The organism is Acetobacter sp. JWB, assembly GCF_003323795.1.
Lineage (GTDB): Bacteria > Pseudomonadota > Alphaproteobacteria > Acetobacterales > Acetobacteraceae > Acetobacter > Acetobacter oryzifermentans.
The window spans coordinates 1,322,809-1,344,633 of sequence record NZ_CP030871.1 but is presented as its reverse complement, the minus strand read 5'-3'; the positions used below and the strand labels follow the sequence as shown (position 1 = coordinate 1,344,633).

18 protein-coding genes are annotated in these 21,825 nt (G+C 53.7%); 9 read left to right on the top strand and 9 right to left on the bottom strand.

The genetic code is table 11. From position 1 onward, the window contains the following. Positions 1-6 precede the first annotated feature (6 nt). From DS739_RS06445 to msrA, 3 genes are all read left to right on the top strand, one after another. Positions 7-648, top strand: a complete 642-nt coding sequence (locus tag DS739_RS06445) for a DUF2497 domain-containing protein (protein WP_006115309.1) — start codon at positions 7-9, stop codon at positions 646-648. Between the two features lie 141 nt (positions 649-789). Continuing rightward, the gene (locus tag DS739_RS06440) at positions 790-3,483 is read left to right on the top strand and encodes a valine--tRNA ligase (RefSeq protein ID WP_035351700.1); all 2,694 of its coding nucleotides are present in this window, start codon (positions 790-792) and stop codon (positions 3,481-3,483) included. 79 nt (positions 3,484-3,562) lie between these two features. Then, positions 3,563-4,099 (top strand): peptide-methionine (S)-S-oxide reductase MsrA, encoded by a 537-nt coding sequence (gene msrA / locus DS739_RS06435; RefSeq protein WP_035351367.1) that lies wholly within the window; start codon positions 3,563-3,565, stop codon positions 4,097-4,099. A 12-nt stretch (positions 4,100-4,111) separates the two neighbouring features. Here the strand turns inward: msrA and DS739_RS06430 are convergent, their stop codons facing one another. From DS739_RS06430 to DS739_RS06410, 5 genes are read right to left on the bottom strand one after another with little or no spacing between them, the layout of a single operon-like run. Further along, on the bottom strand, positions 4,112-5,467 hold the full coding sequence (locus DS739_RS06430; RefSeq protein ID WP_006115306.1) for a nitrate/sulfonate/bicarbonate ABC transporter ATP-binding protein: 1,356 nt from the start codon (positions 5,465-5,467) through the stop codon (positions 4,112-4,114). Positions 5,468-5,482: 15 nt separating this feature from the next. Next, on the bottom strand, positions 5,483-7,231 hold the full coding sequence (locus DS739_RS06425) for an ABC transporter permease subunit (protein ID WP_006115305.1): 1,749 nt from the start codon (positions 7,229-7,231) through the stop codon (positions 5,483-5,485). Continuing rightward, positions 7,228-7,707: a dUTP diphosphatase gene (gene dut / locus DS739_RS06420; RefSeq protein ID WP_035351369.1), complete on the bottom strand. Its 480-nt coding sequence runs from the start codon at positions 7,705-7,707 to the stop codon at positions 7,228-7,230. Before dut ends, DS739_RS06425 begins: the two co-directional genes overlap by 4 nt. Before the next feature lie 35 nt (positions 7,708-7,742). Beyond that, positions 7,743-8,972, bottom strand: a complete 1,230-nt coding sequence (gene coaBC / locus DS739_RS06415; protein WP_006115303.1) for a bifunctional phosphopantothenoylcysteine decarboxylase/phosphopantothenate--cysteine ligase CoaBC — start codon at positions 8,970-8,972, stop codon at positions 7,743-7,745. Between the two features lie 11 nt (positions 8,973-8,983). Beyond that, positions 8,984-9,766 carry a class I SAM-dependent methyltransferase gene (locus DS739_RS06410; protein WP_006115302.1) on the bottom strand — a complete coding sequence of 261 codons (783 nt, stop codon included), beginning with the start codon at positions 9,764-9,766 and terminating at the stop codon, positions 8,984-8,986. Positions 9,767-9,795: 29 nt separating this feature from the next. Here DS739_RS06410 and mutM point away from each other — a divergent pair, with 29 nt between their 5' ends. The 6 genes from mutM to gyrB all read left to right on the top strand — a co-directional run bounded on the left by mutM (position 9,796) and on the right by gyrB (position 17,781). Beyond that, positions 9,796-10,635: a bifunctional DNA-formamidopyrimidine glycosylase/DNA-(apurinic or apyrimidinic site) lyase gene (mutM, locus tag DS739_RS06405; protein WP_006115301.1), complete on the top strand. Its 840-nt coding sequence runs from the start codon at positions 9,796-9,798 to the stop codon at positions 10,633-10,635. A gap of 137 nt (positions 10,636-10,772) precedes the next feature. Further along, positions 10,773-11,042, top strand: coding sequence for a 30S ribosomal protein S20 (gene rpsT / locus DS739_RS06400; RefSeq protein WP_012812907.1), 270 nt, complete (start codon positions 10,773-10,775; stop codon positions 11,040-11,042). Between the two features lie 341 nt (positions 11,043-11,383). Next, positions 11,384-12,817 carry a chromosomal replication initiator protein DnaA gene (gene dnaA, locus DS739_RS06395; RefSeq protein ID WP_006115300.1) on the top strand — a complete coding sequence of 478 codons (1,434 nt, stop codon included), beginning with the start codon at positions 11,384-11,386 and terminating at the stop codon, positions 12,815-12,817. 115 nt (positions 12,818-12,932) lie between these two features. After that, a complete protein-coding gene (dnaN, locus tag DS739_RS06390; RefSeq protein ID WP_006115299.1) occupies positions 12,933-14,057 on the top strand; it encodes a DNA polymerase III subunit beta in 1,125 nt (374 codons plus the stop codon). Between the two features lie 45 nt (positions 14,058-14,102). Further along, complete coding sequence (gene recF, locus DS739_RS06385) at positions 14,103-15,251, top strand: DNA replication/repair protein RecF (protein ID WP_006115298.1); 1,149 nt, start codon at positions 14,103-14,105, stop codon at positions 15,249-15,251. Positions 15,252-15,342: 91 nt separating this feature from the next. Beyond that, positions 15,343-17,781: a DNA topoisomerase (ATP-hydrolyzing) subunit B gene (gene gyrB / locus DS739_RS06380; protein WP_035351372.1), complete on the top strand. Its 2,439-nt coding sequence runs from the start codon at positions 15,343-15,345 to the stop codon at positions 17,779-17,781. Positions 17,782-17,896: 115 nt separating this feature from the next. On the opposite strand, the gene kdsA is transcribed toward gyrB, so the two are convergent. The 4 genes from kdsA to tpiA all read right to left on the bottom strand — a co-directional run bounded on the left by kdsA (position 17,897) and on the right by tpiA (position 21,614). After that, positions 17,897-18,730 (bottom strand): 3-deoxy-8-phosphooctulonate synthase, encoded by an 834-nt coding sequence (kdsA, locus tag DS739_RS06375; protein ID WP_006115296.1) that lies wholly within the window; start codon positions 18,728-18,730, stop codon positions 17,897-17,899. Then, positions 18,727-20,361 (bottom strand): CTP synthase, encoded by a 1,635-nt coding sequence (locus DS739_RS06370; protein ID WP_003625521.1) that lies wholly within the window; start codon positions 20,359-20,361, stop codon positions 18,727-18,729. The genes kdsA and DS739_RS06370 overlap by 4 nt, the downstream gene beginning before the upstream one ends. A gap of 141 nt (positions 20,362-20,502) precedes the next feature. Continuing rightward, positions 20,503-20,847, bottom strand: coding sequence for a preprotein translocase subunit SecG (gene secG, locus DS739_RS06365; protein WP_006115295.1), 345 nt, complete (start codon positions 20,845-20,847; stop codon positions 20,503-20,505). 26 nt (positions 20,848-20,873) lie between these two features. Next, a complete protein-coding gene (gene tpiA / locus DS739_RS06360; protein ID WP_006115294.1) occupies positions 20,874-21,614 on the bottom strand; it encodes a triose-phosphate isomerase in 741 nt (246 codons plus the stop codon). Positions 21,615-21,825: the final 211 nt, after the last annotated feature.

Genomic DNA, 21,825 nt, shown 5'->3' with positions numbered 1-21,825 from the left:
TATTGTATGGCATCGTCACAGGATCCATCTGAAGGCACAGGTAAATCAGTAGCAGATGTGCTGTCTTCTATACGGCAGACCCTGCATGATGAGCATCTGGCAGCCATGGCTCCCCCTTCTTCGGACACAGACTCCGCAGAGGGTGATGAAGACGATGATATGCTGGTTCTTTCCCCTTCCATGATGGAAGGGCTTGTGCAGGAATCGCAGCCGGATCATCATTCCAGCCAGCCCAATAGTTCAGCGCATCATCCAGTCAATATGGGAGAAGACACGGCTCTTGTGCAGTCATCACCTATCGCTCATGATGACGGTATCCTATCCGTAACTGATCTGAGACAGATCCCGCTAACTGAAAAGGCAGAACACGATATGTCTGGTCCTCTCCCAATCCCCCTGAATGACGAAACCATGTCAGATACATCAAATTCATTCGCTGTTCTGCAGAAAACCCTGCAGGATAAGTATCTAAGAGAGCATGAGGAGAGAAAAGTGGCTATTTCACATGAAGGGTCTCTGACTGTTGAAGATATCGTGCGCCAGGAAGTGCGCGTATTCCTTAAAAAGTGGCTGGATGCACATCTTGCAGGCATCGTGCAGGCTGCTGTCCGTAAGGAAGTGGAACGTCTGACGCAGCGCGGTCTGTAATACCGGAAACCAGACACGCCGTTACTGGGTGAACGCACACATTTCAGTAACGGGTGCTCTGCCAAAAACCGGATGATTGCTCTGCAAAGGCGGAGGCAGTACATGCCTGCCGCCTTTTTTACGTTGTGTGGTGGAATACATATGCTGAACAAGTCTTTTGAGCCGGCCCAGATAGAAACACGTCTGTACGAATTATGGGAAAGCAGAAAGGCATTTTCTGCACAGCCCAACAGCGGCAAAAAGCCGTTTACTATTATGATTCCACCGCCGAATGTTACCGGCACCCTGCACATGGGCCATGCCCTTACCATGACATTGCAGGATACGCTTATCCGCTGGAAGCGTATGCAGGGGTTTGACACCCTGTGGCAGCCCGGCACAGACCACGCAGGCATTGCCACCCAGATGGTGGTGGAACGCACCTTGGCCACCGAAGGAAAAACCCGTCAGGAAATGGGCCGTGATGCGTTTATTGAGCGCGTGTGGGAATGGAAGGAACAATCCGGCGGCGGCATTACAAAGCAGCTGCGCCGCCTTGGCTCCTCTCTCGATTGGCCGCGTGAACGCTTTACGATGGATGAAGGCCTTTCCCGCGCAGTGCGGGAAGTGTTCGTAACCCTTTATAATGAAGGGCTGATTTATCGTGATCGCCGGTTGGTAAACTGGGACCCGGTTTTCCGCTCCGCCATTTCTGATCTGGAAGTGGAAAGCAAGGATGTTGCCGGTAATCTGTGGTATATTCGCTACCCTGTTGAAGGCGCTGGGGATGCAACAATTACCGTTGCCACCACGCGGCCAGAAACCATGCTGGGCGATACCGCTGTAGCCGTTCACCCAGAAGATGAGCGCTATAAAAACCTGATTGGTAAATCCGTTCGTCTGCCACTAACTGGCCGCCTGATTCCGATTGTTGCAGATGAACATTCGGATCCGGAAAAAGGCACGGGCGCTGTTAAAATCACGCCCGCGCACGATTTTAATGATTTCGAAGTCGGCCGCCGCCACAACCTGCCCATGATCTCTGTTCTGGACGATCAGGCCCGCATTGTGCTGGATGAAATCGAGCAAGACCTCAGCGCTGTTGAAGGACTGGCTGACCCAGTTTTTGTGCGCAGTCTGGCTGGCCTTTCCCGCGAGGAAGCACGTAAAACTATTGTCGCCCGTCTGGAAGAAGATGGCTGGCTGGAAAAAATCGAACCCCATCGCCATCAGGTGCCGCATGCTGAACGTGGTGGAGCAGTTATAGAACCACGCCTAACCACGCAATGGTATTGTGATGCTGGCAAACTCTCTGGCCCAGCCGTGGAAGCCATTACATCCGGCCGCGCCAGCTTTATTCCCAAACAGTGGGAAAACACCTTCTTTGCTTGGATGCGTGATATCCAGCCTTGGTGTATTTCGCGCCAGCTTTGGTGGGGCCATCGTATTCCGGCATGGTATGGCCCGGACGAACATGTGTTTGTGGCGCATGATGAAGCCGATGCTCAGGCACAGGCCAACGCCCATTACGGCAAGGTAGAAGTACTACGGCGTGATGATGATGTACTGGACACATGGTTTTCTTCCGCCCTATGGCCGTTCTCCACATTGGGCTGGCCAGATAAAACACCAGAACTCGCCCGGTATTACCCAACTGATGTTCTGGTAACAGGCTTTGACATCATCTTCTTCTGGGTTGCCCGGATGATGATGATGGGCCAGCACTTCATGCATGATGTGCCGTTCCGCAACATTTTCATTCATGGCCTTGTGCGCGATGAGCACGGGCAGAAAATGTCCAAAAGCAAAGGCAATGGCATTGATCCGCTGGAACTGATTGACCAGTACGGTGCGGACGCCATGCGCTTTACCATTTGCGCACTCACCGGTATTGGACGAGACGTCAAACTAGGCCGCAAACGGGTAGAAGATTACCGCGCCTTCATTACCAAGCTCTGGAATGCTGCTCGCTTCTGTGAAATGAACGGCGTTAAACCTGTTGAAGGGTTTGATCCGGCAACCGTTAAATCTCCGCTTGGTCGGTGGATTATTGCCGAAGCGGCCGCTGCTATTACAGAAGCAACGCGTGCGCTGGATTCCTACCGTTTTGATGAATACGCACTCAGTTGCTACCGCTTTGTATGGAACCGATTCTGTGATTGGTTCCTTGAATTCGCAAAACCCGTATTTAACTCTACGGATGAAGCCGAAGCCGCAGAAATTCGCGCTGTAGCAGCTTATGTTTTGGGCGTTATCCTGCGCCTGCTACAGCCTGTTATTCCGTTTGTAACGGATACGCTGTGGCACTCCTTTGGATATGGGGAAGAAGGCAGCCTTATTTCTGCAAGCTGGCCAGAACCTGTTGTGCCAGCCGGTGCAGAAGCAGCTCAGGCAGAATGCGACCAGATTATTCGCCTGATTACGGAAATCCGTACAGTGCGGGCAGAAATGAACGTGCCACCAGCACAGAAAGCCCCTGTGTTTTTGAAAGATGCCTTGCAGCAAACATTGGATCACGCACAGCGGTGGCAGGAAGCCATTGGCCGCATGGCGCGTGTTTCTGAAATTGCGCCATTGCAGGGTGATATTCCGCACGGCTCTGCACAGGCTGTGGTGGATGAGGCAACTCTTATCATCCCGCTGGCCGGGTTGATTGATCTGGATGCCGAACGTGCACGCCTGAAAAAGGAGCTGGGTAAGGCAGAAGATGAAGTTGCCAAAACTGAAAAGAAACTTGGCAACCAAAACTTTGTCACCCGCGCCAAACCCGAAGTGGTGCAGGAAATGCGGGACCGTCTGGAAGTGCAGCAGGGTGAGTGCGTGCGCCTGAAAGCAGCTCTATCTCGCATCGGGTAACAACCGCGCGATCCCATATAGCCTGCTGGCTTAATTGCTGGCAGGCTATATGAGCATACAAGCAGGAGAGAACAGCAGCATGGAAACAGCAATACTTGGCGGTGGATGCTTCTGGTGTCTGGAAGCTGTTTACCGTGGCATGAAAGGCATTCTCTCTATTGCGCCGGGTTATGCGGGCGGCACTGTGCAGCATCCTACCTATCAGCAAGTGTGCACCGGGCAGACAGGCCATGCCGAAGTTATCCGGCTAGAGTTTGATCCTGCCATTATCAGTTATGCTGAAATCCTACGCATCTTCTTTGTTATGCATGACCCCACAACCCTGAACCGACAGGGAAATGATAAGGGCACACAGTATCGCTCTGTTATTTTCTATGAAAATAACCAGCAGAAGCAGCTTGCGGAAAGCGCCAAACAAGAAATTGCGCAGGAAAAAATCTGGGGTAATCAGCCTGTGGTGACAGAAATTCAGCCTCTCACCACTTTCTGGCCAGCGGAAGAAGCGCATTTTGATTATTACGCCCGCAACCCTATGGCGGGGTACTGTCAGGTTGTTATCAGCCCCAAAGTGGCTAAAGCCCGCAAGGAATTTGCGCGTTACTTTAGCCCCACATAAAAAACAAATGGCTTATTCTGAAGTTTCATCTTCCAGAAAAAAGCGGTCTCCTTCTTCATCATAATCAAACAGTTCCGCAAACCGGCCCCAACCAATAATGGTCTGGAGTGTCTGGCGCGCGTAATCGGCAGACATACTATCTTCCAACTCACTACGGAAACGCTCTGCTTTAATGCTGTGAGATGGCCGTTCATCCAGAAGGGTGCAGATCATCCGCACCAACGGCACGTTATGGAGCAACGCGTGGCCCATAATAGCCTTGCGCTCATCCAAATCGCTCAGAACAAAATGCACGCCCTCGTTGGTGAGCAGGATATCTCCATCTTCCAGTTCTGCCAGACGCAAAAGTTCCAGAGATTCCCCTAGTGGGAACAGATCATCCAGTTCAAGCTGAAGCTTTTCTGCCAATACCGGCAAATCCGCTCGGCCATTGAGCGGGGGTGCAGCCAAGGCCTCCATCATTCCAATCATCATGGTAATGGAAACAGGCACCAAAGCGCGGAAGGAGCGGGTAAGGGCCGCGCCTTGTGGCGCGCCTCGGCGTGCCAGATCGGCCTCAGAAACAATAGGGGCACGCTGCGTCATCAACGCGTAAATGTGATCTACCAGTTGGCGGAACTCTGCATCTTCGCGGTTACGCGGGTGTGCAAACGGCACATTCAGCACATGCGCAATGCGCCCAGGGTTGGAAGATGCAATCACGATGCGATCACACATCAACACAGCTTCTTCAATATTATGCGTCACAATCAGCATACATTGAACTGGCAGCTTTTCTTCCGACCATAGCTCTATCAGATCTGTGCGCAAATTTTCCGCTGTCAGCACATCCAGGGCAGAAAAAGGCTCATCCATAAGCAGCAAGTCAGGATGCACCACCAAGGCACGAGCCAACCCTACACGCTGCTGCATGCCGCCAGAAAGCTCCTTGGGCCAAGCATTCTCATACCCACCCAAGCCAATCAGATCTATGGCATCATCAACCAGCTTGTCACGCTCTGCGGCAGGCACTCCGCGCGCATCTAGCCCCAGTGCTACGTTTTCTTCAACTGTCATCCACGGAAAGAGGGCGAAGGACTGAAAGACCACTGCAATTTCCTGCGTGGGTTTATGCAGAGGCTGCCCTTTCCACACTATCTCACCAGAAGAGGGCGGCAGCAAACCAGCTAAAATACGCAGCAGGGTAGATTTGCCCGAACCTGAACGCCCAAGCAGCCCAACTATTTCTCCGGCATGCAAGGTAAGGCTAATGTTATCCAGCACCTGCACATCAGCAGCGCTGTCCTTATGGTAAAAACGGCTGACATGACGTGCTTCTGCCAAAACAGAGCCGGATGGAAATGTTTTTTTCTCTGGGCCAGATGCCATTGCTCTCTATCCGGTTCAGTTCAGTTTTAGGCGACGAGCGACAAAGTCCGACAAAGGCCGCCATACCAAAGCATTGGTGAACATGACAAATATACACATCACCACCGTACCCAACCCAACATTACTTATGTTTCCCAGTTGAGTGCTTTGCGCAACATAAGCGCCTAGGCCGTGGGCCGTTAAGGTTGTTTCTCCCCACTGCGCCACTTCCGATGCAATGGCTGCATTCCATGCGCCACCTGCGGCCGCCATAACGCCCACAAGGTAATAAGGTGCAATGCCCGGCAGTATAATACGCCGCCACCAGAACCAGCCTCTCACTTCCAGATTTCGGCCAACTTCCAACAAATTGGACGGGAAGGAGGACGCCCCAGCAATAACGTTGAACAGGATGTACCACTGCGCCCCCAAAATCATCAGGGGGGTGAGCCAGATATCTGGCGTCAGATGAAAATGTACAATTACCACCACAAACACCGGAAAGAACAGGTTAGCCGGAAAAGCCGCCCCATACTGTGCCAATATCTGCGCCCGCCGGGCGCGCATGGGGTCCAAACCGCACCAGATACCCACCGGCACCCATATTAACGATGCCAGCACCAACATGCTGACCACACGCAGCAATGTGATACCACCCAACCCAAACACATAGGCAATCTGGCCAAACGTGTAATGGGTATGCGCGTAAGCCCACACCTGCCATGAAGCCGCAAGGCAGACAATCAGAAGAAAGCCCCACCACAGCCAATCTGCACCATCACTGTTGTCATCCGCTGTGGCATGCACTGTATCAGGGCGAGCCCCCAGAGGCAGGTAGCTTATACGCCGCCCAACAGAAAGCAGGGCATTGCCCCCCATCCGCAGCAAACGTGTACGGCGCACCAGCCGCAAAAACCATGGCTCCACAACCTGGGCCGTATTAACACTTTCCAGCCTGAAGCGTGTGGCCCACGCGGCCAAAGGCCGAAACAGCACCTGATCATAAACCAGAATAACAACCATCATGGCCACAATGGCTGCGGCTACAGCACCAATATTCTGCTGATCTATGGCCATACCAACATAGGAGCCTATGCCCGGCAGCGTAACATCCGTGCTGCCAACGGTAATGCTTTCAGAATACACCACCATGAACCAGCCACCGGCCATGGACATCATGGCGTTCCATACCAAGGATGGGATAGTGCAGGGCACTTCCAGCCGCCAGAACTTCTGCCAGCTTGTTAGGCCAAAACAACGTGCGGTTTCTTCCAGCTCAGGCGGCACAGACCGCAGGCCCTGATACATGCCCAACGCCATGTTCCATGCCTGACTGGTGAAAATAGTAAAAATTGCCGCACATTCTGCCCCCAGTATACGCCCCGGAAACAACCCCAGAAAAAACGTGATGGTGAAAGACAGAAACCCAAGGATGGGAACAGATTGCAGTACGTCTAATAAAGGTATCAAAATCTGCCCTGCACGCCTGCTTTTGGCCGCCAACGTTGCATATACAAACGTGAACACCAAAGAGCACGCCAAAGCCGCAAACATGCGTATGGTTGTGCGCAGCGCATAGCCGGGCAAATGCCACATATCCAAATGTATGGGCATGCTGGCAGGCGCCACCAATGGCCCCAGCATGTGCCTTACTGCTGCCCCCAGCGCTATTGCCGCAGCCGCCAGACACAAAAGCAGAAGAGCATCTGCGCTGTTCAGATAACGTAAAGGCAGAGAAGACGAACCTTGTGGCCGAGGTACAAGGTTCATCCAGCTTCTGTTCATGGCACTCCGGTTCCCGTGCTGCCAAACCCACCTGCGCCGCGCTGGGTTTCATCCAGCTCGTTACATTCGGCCCATGCCACCCGTGTAACGGGGGCCACAACGGCCTGTGCAATACGCATGCCGCGCTCAATGGTAAACGGGGTTTGGCCAGCATTCAGCACAATTACCCCCAGTTCTCCGCGGTAATCTTCATCCACTGTTCCGGGGGAATTGGGAAGGATTATGCCGTGCTTGAGAGCCAAGCCAGAACGCGGACGCACCTGAAGTTCATACCCACGGGGCAAGGCTATGCGCAGCCCGGTTGGTACCAACACTCGCGCACCGGGCAGCAACACCACGGGCTCTGCTACTGCGGCCAGCAAATCCATCCCCGCAGCCCCAGCCGTGGCGTAGGAGGGTAGGGGCAAACCCTGCGCATGAGGGAGGCGTTGCACCTGCACACTAAGATCAGCCGAAGGAGAAATGGGTGCAGACATCAACAAGCCTCTATCAAAATTTCAAAAACAATCTATCAGGATTCTGTAAACCAATCTGCCATGCGAGAAGCAAGCCTTTGTGCAACTTCTTCTTTTGGCATATGTGGCCAGCGCTCACTGCCTTCGGCGGTTATCAGAACAACCTGATTTCTATCACCCCCCATAATGCCTGTGCCAGCACTTACATCGTTTGCAACAATCCAGTCACATCCTTTGCGTTGGCGCTTGGCGGTTGCGTGCTCCTCCACCTTTTCGGTTTCTGCGGCAAACCCCACAACAAGCATCGGGCGCTGTGGGCCGGGGGCGGAAATTTCGGCCAGAATATCTGGGTTAGACACCAGCCGAATAGGAGCGGGCACATCATCTCGGCTGGTTTTTTTAATTTTTTGCCCCGCTTGCACCTCAGGCCGCCAATCTGCCACCGCCGCGGTGCAGACAGCCGCATCAAACGGAGCTGCTGCCTTAACGCATTCCAGCATTTGGCAAGCTGTTTCGCACGGAACAAACGTAACACCAGCAGGCGCACGCAACATGGTTGGGCCACTTACCAATGTCACGGAAGCTCCAAGATCCGCCAACGCCGCAGCAATGGCATAGCCCTGTTTGCCGGAAGATCGGTTAGCCAGATACCTTACAGGATCCAGCGGTTCTTGCGTAGGGCCCGCTGTTACCAAAACAGACTTACCCGCCAAAGGGCCATTCTGCTGTTGCCGCTGGCGGAAAAATGCTTGCACGGCATCCAAAATATCGGCGGGTTCCGGCATCCGGCCTGCGCCAAATTCACCGCAGGCCATGGGGCCAATAGCTGGCGGCACAACATGTACGCCGCGCTGCTGTAACGTGGCCACGTTATGCTGCGTAGCAGCGTGCTCCCACATTCTCACATTCATAGCGGGAACGGCCATTACAGGTGCATCTGTCGCCAATAAAAGCGTGCTGGCCAGATCATCCGCCAGACCACCGGCCATGCGTGCCAGTAAATTGGCAGATGCAGGGCAAACAAGAACCAAATCTGCCCAGCGGGAAAGCGCAATATGCCCCATTTCCTGCTCAGCCGTTAACGAGAACAGGTCTGCATAAACCGGCTGCTCACTTAACGCTTGCAGGGTAAGGGGCGTTACAAACTGGCTTCCGCCTTCCGTAAGCACGCAGCGCACCTGCATGCCAGCGCCTTTAAGCAGACGTATCAACTCCGGCGCCTTGAAGGCGGCAATACTGCCGCCCACAATAAGCAAAACGGAACGGGAAGGCAAAGCCACGTCCATACCCTTTGGCCTTATACGCGCCAGCCGGAATGAATGGCTGCAATACCACCGGAAAGGGACTGATACCGCACGTGAGAGAACCCAGCCTCACGGAACATATCTGCCAGTGTTTCCTGATCCGGGAAGGTGCGAATGCTTTCCGCCAGATACTGGTAGCTTTCACGGTCCTTGGCGATCAGATTGCCCATGGCAGGCAGCACCTTGAAAGACCACGCATCATAGATAGGTGCCAGTGCCGCCACCTGAACGCGGGAAAATTCAAGGCACAGAAAACGCCCGCCGGGTTTGAGCACACGCCGTGCTTCACGCAGCACAGCCATTTTATCTGTGCAGTTTCGCAGGCCAAAAGCGATGGAAACCCGATCGACGGACATATCGCGCAGCGGAATAGCTTCTGCATCCACAACGCAAAAAGACAGATCGGATACAAAACCACGATCAATGGCCCGATCCCGCCCAACAGACAGCATGCTGCTGTTAATGTCGGTCATAATGGCGGAGCCACCGCCACCCTTCAGCCAGCCAAAGGTAATATCACCCGTGCCACCGGCCAGATCCAACAAAGACATGCCGGGCTGCGGGCCAAGCTCTGTTACAAAAATACGCTTCCATACCCGATGGATGCCAAGGGACATGATATCATTCATCACGTCATACTTACCCGCAACGCTATCAAACACGTCACGAACAAGGTTTTTCTTTTCTTCCTTCCTTACGGAACGGAAGCCGAAATCCGTTTCTTCCACTGTTGCGTCAGAAGAAGCGGGGGAGGGCGTAAAGCTGTTGTCGGTCATGGGGTTCCCCTATACCCTGCTTTTTAGCCATGCCGGAACTCCCTGAAGTAGAAACCGTAATGCGCGGGATGCAGATTGCCCTGCAAAACGGTACCATCAAAGAAGCAATTGTGCGCCGTCACGACCTGAGATGGCGGATTCCTGCCGATTTCTCACAAACAATCGAAGGCCGCCGGATAGAAGGCTTTCGCCGTCGGGGCAAATATATTCTTATGCGCCTGTCTGGTGGAATGTCCATAATCTGGCATTTAGGTATGTCTGGGCGCGTGCTTCTCGATTCTCCAACCACGCCATTATTGCATGAGCACATTGTACTGATTCTGCAAAATGGAAAGCGCTGTGGTTACATAGATCCGCGCCGGTTTGGCATGCTGGATCTGGTTCCAACCGATCAGGAAGATACCTATCCATTGCTGGCAGGCATGGGGCCAGAGCCGCTTGAGCCAGATTTTACCCCCAAAACGCTTTTGGCTGCTAGCAAGAACAGGCGGATGCCCATTAAACCTTTCCTGCTTGATCAGAAGGTTGTGGCGGGGTTAGGCAATATTTATGTGTGTGAAGCCCTGTTTCGGGCTGGCATTGCCCCAACCATGCCAGCCTGCAATCTTACCACCCCCAAAGCCCGCAAATTGGCGCAAGCCATACGTGATGTGCTGGAAGAAGCCATAGAGGCAGGTGGTTCCAGCCTGAAAGATTATGTACGCCCAGAGGGCGGGTTGGGGTATTTCCAGCACGCATGGCGGGTATATGGGCAAACGGGTAAACCATGCCCCAATTGCCCCGGCACACCCGCATGTTCTGGTGTGCAGCAGATAACGCAGGCCGGACGATCCACATTTTTTTGTCCCCAAAGGCAGAAAAACGGGTAAAATCCTAGTGGTCGGCATGGAAGAAGCTTGACGGAAGGCGCTTAGGTGCATTACAGCACCGCTTACTCTTTTGGGTAGCGCGTTCCGGCGTGTCTATCCTATTAATCTTTCTTAAGTGCTGGACAGAATAGAAACTCATGGCGAATATCGCTTCGGCGCGTAAGCGCATCCGGCAGACCGCGAAGCGGACTGCTCGTAACACCGCCCGCAAATCCCGCATGCGTACTTTCATCAAGAAAGTAGAAACCGCAGTTGAAGCTGGTGATCATGGCGCTGCGCGCGAAGCACTGCGCCTTGCTCAGCCAGAAATCCAGCGTGCGGCCACTAAGGGCGTTATCCACCACAACACGGTGGCCCGCAAAATTTCCCGCCTGTCTGCCCGTGTGAAAGCACTGGCTCCGGCCTGAGGAAAGTGCGGGGCCACCTTAATTGGTGGCCATCTGACGCTTTGAGATAAAGCCGAATCATCACCCAGATGGTTCGGCTTTGTTTTTATCACCACCTTGGCTGGATAAAGCGCAAGCAGGGCAGGCAGCATGAAATATTGATTGCTCCATTTGCTCTCACTGCTTTACCTTGCTGGATGGCTTGGCGCTGTTCGGGCTACCTTCCGCAAGATATAAGCAAGCCTGCACCATAGGCCGCCAAGGCCGTTACAGATGTTACACAGCACCGGCAGCACACGTGTCGCCTGTTTTGTGAAAATGCGTGAACCCATTCGCGCCTTAATGACCGCTCGGGAGCAAAAATGACAATCGGAGTGGACGATGACGAAAGCGCCTTTTCCCGGCTTGAAGACGGCAAGGGGCTTGAGGAATCGTGGCTGCGTATCTGCGCCCGCCTGAAGGGCGAAGTTGGCGAAGTTGAATACCGCACCTGGCTGACCAAAATTGCGCTGGGCCCGATTGATGGTGATGAAATCACCCTGCTTTTACCCACACGCTTTTTGCGCGACTGGGTAAGAAGCCAGTATGGTGACCGCCTGAGCGAACTGTGGAATCAGGAAATCCCCAGTATCCGCCGGGTGGAGCTACAGGTTGCCCGCGCCGGAGATCCGGCCCCCATACCTTTGGAAAGTGTGCCAAGCGCCAACGCCGCAACACCCGCGCAGGAAGAGGCCACCCCAGCAGCACGCACCGCGCCAGAAGTGCGGAGTGACTTGGTGACTGCGCTGGATAGCCGCTTTACGTTTGATACGTTCGTGGTGGGCAAGCCCAATGAATTTGCTTATGCCTGCGCCCGCCGGGTTGCAGAAAAACCCTCCAGTGTTGGGTTTAACCCGCTGTTCCTTTACGGTGGCGTTGGGCTGGGTAAAACGCATCTGATGCATGCCATCGGGGCCGAACTGATCCAGAGTGGCAATGTGTCCGTGGCCTATATGTCTGCCGAAAAGTTCATGTATCGGTTTATTGCGGCCATTCGTTCGCAATCTACCATCGAGTTCAAAGAGCAACTGCGTTCCGTTGATGTGCTGATGATTGACGATTTGCAGTTCCTGATCGGCAAGGACAATACGCAGGAAGAATTCTTCCATACCTTTAATGCGCTGGTAGATGCCGGGCGGCAGATTGTGGTTTCGGCTGATAAATCCCCATCCGATCTGTCGGGGCTGGAAGATCGGCTACGCACGCGTTTGGGCTGCGGTATGGTGGCAGATATTCATGCCACCACGTTTGAGCTACGTATTTCCATTCTGGAATCAAAAGCCGCTGCCTCTGGCGTTGTGGTGCCCGGTAAGGTTCTGGAATTTCTGGCACACAAAATCACGTCCAATGTGCGTGAGCTGGAAGGCGCGCTCAACCGCCTCATTGCTCACGCCAATCTGTTTGGCCGCCCGGTTACTCTGGAAGCCACACAAGAAGTGCTGCACGATATTCTCAAAGCGCATGACCGGCGTGTAACGATTGAGGAAATCCAGAAAAAAGTAGCCGAGCACTGGAACATCCGCCTGACAGACATGTCATCCGCCCGCAGGGCCCGCAATGTGGCGCGGCCCCGGCAAGTTGCAATGTATCTGGCTAAGCAGCTTACAAGCCGCTCTCTGCCAGAAATCGGGCGCAAGTTCGGTAATCGTGACCACACAACCGTTATGCATGCGGTAAATCGCGTTACGGAACTGATGGGGCTGGATGCTGCTTTTGCAGAAGATGTGGAACTCCTGCGGCGGATGCTGGAAAGCTGAAAACGTAGAGATTCCAAAGGGATTGACTGATAATGCCCACCTGTTACTTTTCGAGGTGGAAAAAGCAGGTGCCTCTTGCCAAACAGAGGCCCTGTCTTGCAGGAAAGAGGGTTAGATGAAGTTTTCGGCGGAACGTGCAACACTGCTTAAGGCGTTGGCCCATATCCAGAGTGTTGCAGAAAAGCGTAACACCATACCCATTCTAGCCAATGTTCTTATTCAGGCTGCTAATGGACAGCTCAGCCTGAAAGCCACGGACATGGAAATTGAAGTGGTTGAAGGTGTTCCCGCCAACATCACGCGGGAAGGGGCGACAACTGCACCTGCATCTGTTTTGTACGAAATCGTGCGCAAGCTGCCCGATGGTGTGGATGTAGAGCTGGATCAGGCCGATAGTGAAGGCCCACTTCTGCTGCGTGCGGGCCGCTATGCTACCCGTCTGAACGTGCTGAGTGTGGATGACTTTCCATCCATGGGGGCAGGAGATTTCCCATATCGCTTCAAACTGCCCGCAACAACACTGCATTCTCTCATAGACCGCACACGTTTTGCCATTTCAACCGAAGAAACCCGTTATTACCTCAACGGTATCTTCCTGCATGGCACAGAAGTAGATGGCGAACCCAAGCTACGCGCTGTGGCTACAGATGGGCACCGCCTAGCCCGTGTGGAAGCCGATCTACCATCTGGCGCCGCCGGAATGCCGGGGGTTATTGTCCCACGCAAAACCGTGGCCGAAGTGCGCAAGCTGATTGATGAAGCACCAGAAGAAGTGGAAATCGCACTTTCTGAAACGCGTATTCAGTTCACGGCAGGCCCCGTTACACTTACATCTAAGCTGATTGATGGCACGTTCCCTGAATACGAACGGGTGATCCCACGCAACAACACACGCATCCTGCGGGTTGGCAAAAAAGATTTTGCAGATGCCGTGGCACGTGTTGCCGCTATTAGTCAGGAACGTTCTCGCCCGGTAAAGCTCACGCTCGAACCCGGTCTGCTTACTCTGTCTGCCAGCAGCACAGAGCAGGGCATGGCTAAGGAAGAGCTGGATGACAACCGCATTTCCTACGATGCAGAAGGGTTGGAAATCGGTTTTCAGGCACGCTACCTTAACGACATCACAGATCAGGTAGAAAAAGAGGTGGAATTTGCGTTTGCAGATAGCGCATCCCCCACCATTGTGCGCGATGTAGATAGCCCATCCGCACTCTATGTTCTCATGCCGATGCGCGTGTGATCTGCTTTTTTGCTTTAATACTTACGGCCTGCCTGCATTGCCCAAATGCAGGCAGGCCAACAGAAGCAGCGTGGCATGCCCCGGCTTCTTAAACTTACGCTTTCCAATTTTCGCAATTACGAACGGCTTGTATGGTCCCCCAATGCAAGCCTATTGGTGCTGACAGGCGAAAACGGCAGCGGCAAAACTAATCTGCTGGAAGCAGTTTCTCTTCTCTCGCCCGGCAGAGGGCTGCGCGCGGCACCTCTTACACAATTTGGCCGAATGGGCGCGATCAACTGGGGCGTTTCTGCGCGTATTGAAACGAAAGATGAGTTTCTTGAACTCGGCACCGGCACGCAAGGCGGGCAGGAGAGGCCGCGCCGCGTTTTTTTGCTCAACGGTCGGCAAATTCGGGGGCAAGAAGCGTGGGAAGATACTCTTGCTACTGTGTGGATTACCCCACAGATGGATCGGTTATTTAGTGAGGGCGCATCCGGTAGGCGGCGCTTTCTAGATCGCCTGGTTATGGCGGTAACACCGCATCATGCGCGGGAACTGGCCGCATATGATCGTGCCATGACGCAACGCAATCGCCTGCTGCAAACACGCTTTTCCGAACACTCATGGCTATCTGGATTAGAAGCCTCCATGGCGCGTCATGCTGTGGCTGTTGCCGCAGCTCGGCAGGAAACCGTGCGCCAGATTTGCCATTATGCCCAAAATGGTCTGGGCGCTTTTCCTGCTGCCATTGCGACACTGCAATGCGCTATTGCCCAGAAACTGGAAACATCTCCAGCGCTGACCGTAGAAGATTGGCTATGTGCAAAACTTGCCGAGTTGCGAGAAGATGATGCCGCACGTGGGCGCGCCACATTTGGCACACATCGCAGTGATTTTTTGCTGGAAGATCTCTCGTCCAGACAACCGGCAGCACTCGCCAGCACTGGCCAGCAGAAATCCTTGCTTATTGGCATTGTGCTGGCACACGCGCGGCTTGTAACCGACTACCGCGGGCAGCCCCCCATTTTGCTATTGGATGAACCTTTAGTGCATCTGGACGCTGCGCGCCGGGCTTCATTGCTGGAAATTGTGCAGGATTTTCGCACAACTGTGCTGCTTACCGGCACAGATCAGGCACCTTTTGCCCCACTTAAGCACAGCGCTCAGTTCGAAACCCTGAAAAACGGTGCTTTTTTGCCATCTGGGCCATAAAACATACGGCTCAATCTGGCCCCAGAGGCTTGATCAGGGTATAAGAATAAAAGGTTTTTTTGTTCTTTCCTGTACGGAGCGTACCGTTCTTATGACCGACCTCTCTCAGCCCACGCCATCTGCCGTTTCCGAAGAGTATGATGCCGCGTCGATCTCTGTGCTGAAGGGGCTGGATGCTGTCCGTAAACGGCCCGGCATGTACATTGGTGATACGGACGATGGTTCTGGCTTACACCACATGGCGTTTGAAATTATTGATAACGCAGTGGATGAGGCTCAGGCCGGTTTTGCATCGCGCTGCATTGTCACTTTTAATGCAGATGGCAGCGTAAGCGTACGCGACAACGGGCGTGGCATTCCTACAGACATGCATACAGAAGAGGGTATTAGCGCCGCCGAAGTGGTGCTGACCCGCCTGCATGCTGGCGGCAAGTTCAACCAGAATTCCTACAAGGTTTCTGGCGGCCTGCACGGGGTGGGCGCTGCTGTGGTGAATGCGCTTTCTGAGTGGATGGAAGTGCGCATCTGGCGTAACGGACAGGAACACTTCATTCGCTTCCAACATGGTGAACGCGATGCCCCGTTGGAAGTGGTTGGCCCATCTTCCGAACCATCAGGCACGGAAGTAACCTTTAAACCCAGCAGTGAAACATTCCCCAAAACGGATTTTGATTTCACTATTCTGGAGCGCCGCCTGCGTGAGCTGGCCTTCCTGAACTCCGGGCTAGAAATTGTGCTGCGCGATGCACGCGTTACCCCTATGCGGGAAGAAAAATTCTTTTACGAAGGTGGGCTAGAAGCTTTTGTAGATTGGTTGGATAGGTCTCGCACCTCGCTGTTTGCTCCACCCATTACTGGTAGCCTAGAAAATCCGGATAACGGCATTAAGGTCGAGTTCGCGCTCACATGGAATGATAGCTTCCATGAAACTATGCTGTGCTTCACCAACAACATTCCGCAGCGCGATGGCGGAGCACATCTGGCTGGCTTCCGTCAGGCACTTACCCGTGTTGTTGGCAAATATGCCGAAAGCATTGCCAAAAAAGATGCGCTTTCCCTGCAAGGGGAAGATATGCGGGAAGGGCTGACGGCTGTTCTGTCCGTTAAGGTGCCAGACCCCAAGTTCTCTTCCCAAACCAAGGACAAGCTGGTTTCGTCCGAAGTGCAGCCCGTTGTGCATGCTGCTGCGGCAGACATCATCAGCCACTGGTTTGAAACCCACCCCAAAGAGGCAAAAATTGTTGTCTCTAAGGTGCTGGATGCCGCCTCTGCGCGTGAAGCCGCCCGTAAGGCGCGTGAGCTTACACGCCGCAAAGGGGTTCTGGATGTTTCATCACTGCCCGGCAAACTAGCAGACTGCCAGGCGCGAGACCCAGCCAAAGCTGAACTGTTTATTGTGGAGGGTGATTCCGCAGGCGGCACCGCCAAACAGGGGCGTGATAGGCGCTTCCAAGCCATTCTGCCTCTAAAAGGCAAGATCCTGAACGTAGAACGCGCGCGGTTTGACCGCATGCTAGGCTCTGCCGAAATTGGCACACTCATTACGGCTCTTGGCACTGGTATTGGCCGTGGCGAGCCAGAGCAGGGTGGTTTCTCTATTGAAAAACTGCGTTACCACCGCATTGTCATTATGACTGACGCTGACGTGGACGGATCTCATATCCGTACACTGCTGCTGACCTTCTTCTTCCGCCAAATGCCAGAACTGATCGAACGCGGTTATCTGTATATTGCCCAGCCGCCGCTTTACCGTGCCAAACGCGGGAATGAAGAAACATACCTGAAAGACGATGCTGCACTTGAGCAATATCTGCTCAACAAGGCCCTGAACAATGCCAGCTTTGTTTACACGGACAAACGCGTTGTAAGTGCTGAGGAGCTGGCCGCAGATCTTCCGTTCATTCGGCAGGCAGCGCAAGCGATTAACCGCCTTTCCAACCGCATTCCTTCTTGGATTATCGAACAGGTTGCCTTGGCTGGCGCGCTAACAACAGATATTGAACTGCTCCAGCAACGGATGCCAGCACTTCAGCAGCGCCTTGATGCGGCATCTGCTGAAAATGAAAAAAGCTGGAAAGCCGTTGCGAGTGCAGATGGTGTAGAGCTGGCCCGTAATGTGCGTGGGGTAGGGGAAGTGTACCGCATTGACCCAACCATGCTGGCCAGCAACGATGCCCGCTGGCTGACCATGCAAGCAAACCGCCTGCAAAAAGACTTTGCAGAAGGCGTGGCGCTGAAAAACGATACCACCGAACACCAACTGAGTGGCCCGGCTGATCTTTATACCCGACTGCTGGCACAGGGCCGCCGTGGGCTGACAATTAACCGCTTTAAAGGTCTGGGCGAAATGAATGATGCTCAGCTTTGGGAAACCACGCTGGACCCGGCTATGCGCACGCTGTTGCAGGTACGCGTAGGCGATGTGGAAGAAGCTGGCGATGTGTTTACCACCCTGATGGGGGATATTGTTGAACCCCGGCGTGATTTCATTGTCGGCAACGCACTTAAAGTTGCCAATCTGGACGTCTAACCCTGCACAAAGGGGGAGAATTTACCTCTCTCCCCCTTTGGGACTATAAAAAAGCCGCAGCCTGAAAAATCAGGTTGCGGCTTTTTTGTTAGCAAGAATACTGGCTTCGCCTAGTTTACCCTTTAATCAGAGCATCAATCTTCTTGAACTGCTCCAGCAAGGCTGGCAGGCTTTTTATAGGTAACATGTTGGGGCCATCGCTGGGCGCTTGGTCTGGGTTCTCATGCGTTTCAATAAACAGAGATGCCACACCAATTGCCAAAGCAGCACGAGAGAGCACAGGGGCAAACTCACGCTGACCACCAGATGCACCACCTAAGCCACCCGGTTGCTGTACAGAATGCGTAGCATCAAACACAACGGGGTAGCCAGTCTGGGCCATAATAGGCAGGCCACGCATATCATTTACCAGCGTATTATAGCCAAAGCTGGTACCACGCTCACACAGCATGATGCGATTATTGCCCGTAGAAGCAATTTTGGCCGCAACGTGCTTCATATCCCACGGGGCAAGAAACTGGCCTTTTTTCACATTCACCGCAGCGCCCGTTTTACCGGCTGCTAATAACAGATCTGTCTGGCGGCACAGAAAAGCCGGAATTTGCAGCACATCCACAGCTTCTGCAACCGGAGCGCACTGTTCTGGCGCATGCACGTCTGTTAGCACCGGAATATCCAGCGTATTCCGCACGTTAGCCAGAATATCCAGCCCTTCGGCCATGCCAATACCACGCGCACTGGAAATACTGGTGCGGTTGGCTTTATCGAACGAGCTTTTATAGATCAGCCCAACACCAGCCTTCTGGCAGATTTCCTTCAAAGCCGTGGCTGTTTCCATTGCATGTACAGCGGATTCAATCTGGCACGGCCCGGCAATTAGCACAAATGGCTGATCATTACCGATGTACAAAGAACCAAGCTGAAAATCCGAACCCAATGCCTGCGTCATGCTTTTTTAGCCTTTTCCAGCGCAGCCCCCACAAACCCGGCGAACAGCGGATGCGGTGCAAACGGCCGAGACTTGAGTTCCGGGTGATACTGCACAGCAATGAACCACGGGTGATCTGGATATTCCACCACTTCTGGCAAAATGCCATCTGGTGAAAGGCCAGAGAACTTCATCCCGGCTTTTTCAAGCTGATCCTTGTAATGGATATTCACTTCATACCGATGGCGATGCCGCTCACGAATGGACGTTGCGTTATACACTTCTGCCGCGCGGGAGCCTTCAATCAGCTTGGCTGGATACGCGCCAAGGCGCATGGTGCCGCCCAGTTCTCCACCTTCGCTCCGGCGCAGGCGTTCGTTACCGCGTGCCCATTCGGTCATCAGGCCCACCAATGGCTCTTCCGTATAGCCAAATTCGGTAGAAGATGCGTTGGGTAGGTCAGCCAGATTACGGGCACATTCAATAACCGCCATCTGCATGCCAAAGCATATTCCAAGGAACGGAATACCTTTTTCACGCGCAAAGCGAATGGCCTCAATCTTGCCCTGAGATCCACGCTCACCAAACCCACCGGGCACCAGAATGGCATCTACATCGCCCAGTTTAGCTTCCAGTGATGCCGGGTCTTTTTCAAAAACTTCGGCATCCACCCAATCCAGAACAACCTTGGTACGGTGGGCAATGCCACCATGCAGCAGAGCTTCGTTCAGAGATTTGTAGCTATCCAGCAGGGCTGTGTATTTACCAACCACTGCAATGCGCACCTCGTTATCGGGGTGGCGGATGGCATCTACAATTTTTTCCCACCCTGTCAGATCAGGTTCTTCAGCGTGGGGCAGGCCGAAGTAACGCAGCACTTCGGTATCCATGCCTTCTGCATGGTAGGAAAGAGGGCAGGAGTAAATGGTATCTACATCCCGCGCGGCAATAACGGCTTCGGGGCGCACATTGCAGAAATTGGCAATCTTGCGCCGCTCTGTTGGCGGAATAGGGCGATCACAGCGGCACAGCAAAATTTGTGGCTGAATACCCACATTCTGCAATTCCTTAACGGAATGCTGGGTCGGCTTGGTTTTCAGCTCACCCGCAGAAGGTATCCACGGAAGCAGCGTAAGGTGCACAACCATGGTCTGATCCGGGCCCAGATCATTACGCAGCTGGCGGATAGCTTCCAGAAATGGCAGGCTTTCAATATCGCCAACTGTGCCGCCAATTTCCACCAACACAAAGTCCAGATCATCCGTATTGGCAACAACAATGTCTTTAATGGCATCCGTAATATGCGGGATAACCTGCACGGTTGCGCCCAGATAATCACCACGCCGTTCACGGGCGATAACATCTGAATAAATTTTGCCTGTTGTGGTGTTGTCTTCCTTAGAAGCATTTACCCCCGTGAAGCGTTCATAATGGCCCAGATCAAGGTCTGTCTCGGCGCCATCCTCGGTCACAAACACTTCCCCATGCTGGTAGGGGCTCATGGTGCCGGGATCAACGTTCAGGTAGGGATCAAGCTTGCGTAGGCGCACTTTGTAGCCACGCGTCTGCAACAGGGCAGCAAGGGCAGCAGATGCAATGCCTTTGCCAAGAGAGGATACCACACCACCGGTGATAAAAACAAAGCGGGTCATGAGCAGACTTCCTACACGGACAAGGCCGGGCGGGTAAAGATGGACAAACGCAAACTACCGCATGCCACAGGACATGCGGAGCTGAAGGGATGAAAGGGCTCTCTCCTCACACATAGCGGAAAGGAGAGAGAAACCTGCATTTTACGGATGCGCCGGAGTAGCTGGCTGCGGAGCGGGAGCTGTTGTTGCCGGAGCAGCAGGTGCGGGCGCTGTGGCTGCCGGGGGTTGGGCCAGAATATCATGCCCTTCACCCGTAACGGAGCCTTTGTAAAGCATGGCTAACAACAGGGAAAGCAGCATGAACACACCAGCCAGCACAGCCGTTGTGCGCGTAAGCAGGTTGGCTGTTCCGCGGCCGGACATGAACGCACCCATGCCCTGGCTGCTGCCAATTCCAAGGCCACCGCCTTCACTCCGCTGAATTAGCACAACGCCAATCAGGGCTATGGTCACACAGAAATGCAGGATCAGCAGGGCTGTGGTCATGTCAGATTCCAGATCAGAACAGCAAATCAGGCAGCAGATGCTGCGCTGACGATGGAAAGAAACGCGTCCGCCTTAAGGCTGGCACCGCCAACAAGCGCACCCGCCACTTCAGGAATGGGCAGGATGGTGGCCGCATTCCCGGCGTTTACGGACCCTCCATACAGGATTTTGATGACTTTTCCAGCCTCTCCAAACTGCCGCACCAATTCTTCACGCAGGAATTTCATGGTTTCGGCAATCTGATCAGTGGTGGCGGCAAGGCCTGTACCAATCGCCCAGATAGGCTCATATGCCAAAATACCATTAAACCCATCGGGCAAAGAGCCCTTGATCTGCCAACCCAACGCATCAAAGTGCTCACCAGTTTCGCGCTGTTCTTCGGTTTCACCAATACAGACAATCGGGGTCAGCCCGGCTTTGGCGGCGGCCATGGCTTTTTCACGCACGGTTTCATCCAGCTCACCATGTTCCTGACGGCGTTCTGAATGGCCCAAAACAACATAGGACACGCCCAGATCAGCCAGCATGGAGGCAGAAATATCACCCGTATGCGCGCCAGAAACATCCTGATGGCAATCTTGCGCGCCCAACTTTACCGGTGTGGGCTTTAACGCATCTGTCAGCAGTCCAAGCTGGGTAAAGGGCGGGCACACCACCACATCCGCGCTATTGGCGGGCAAGCCGCTGGTGATAGCCTTGACGAGTTCCTGCGAATCACGGCTTAGGCCATTCATTTTCCAGTTGCCGACAATAATCTGTCTGGTCATGTCCTGCTCCTTGCCTGTAGCGCGCCATGCCAGCGGGCACGTGCGTTTATAATATGGTTCTTACATGAAGGCTAAACCATAGACGCCCCCCTTGGGGCAAGAGAGCAGGCGCCTTAATTCTTGCCTGTCTGTCGTGCAGGAGCGGTTATGTCTGGTCAAGCACCGCAGCTACCCTTATGGTGCCGCGCCTGTGCATACCCTTTGTGGTATG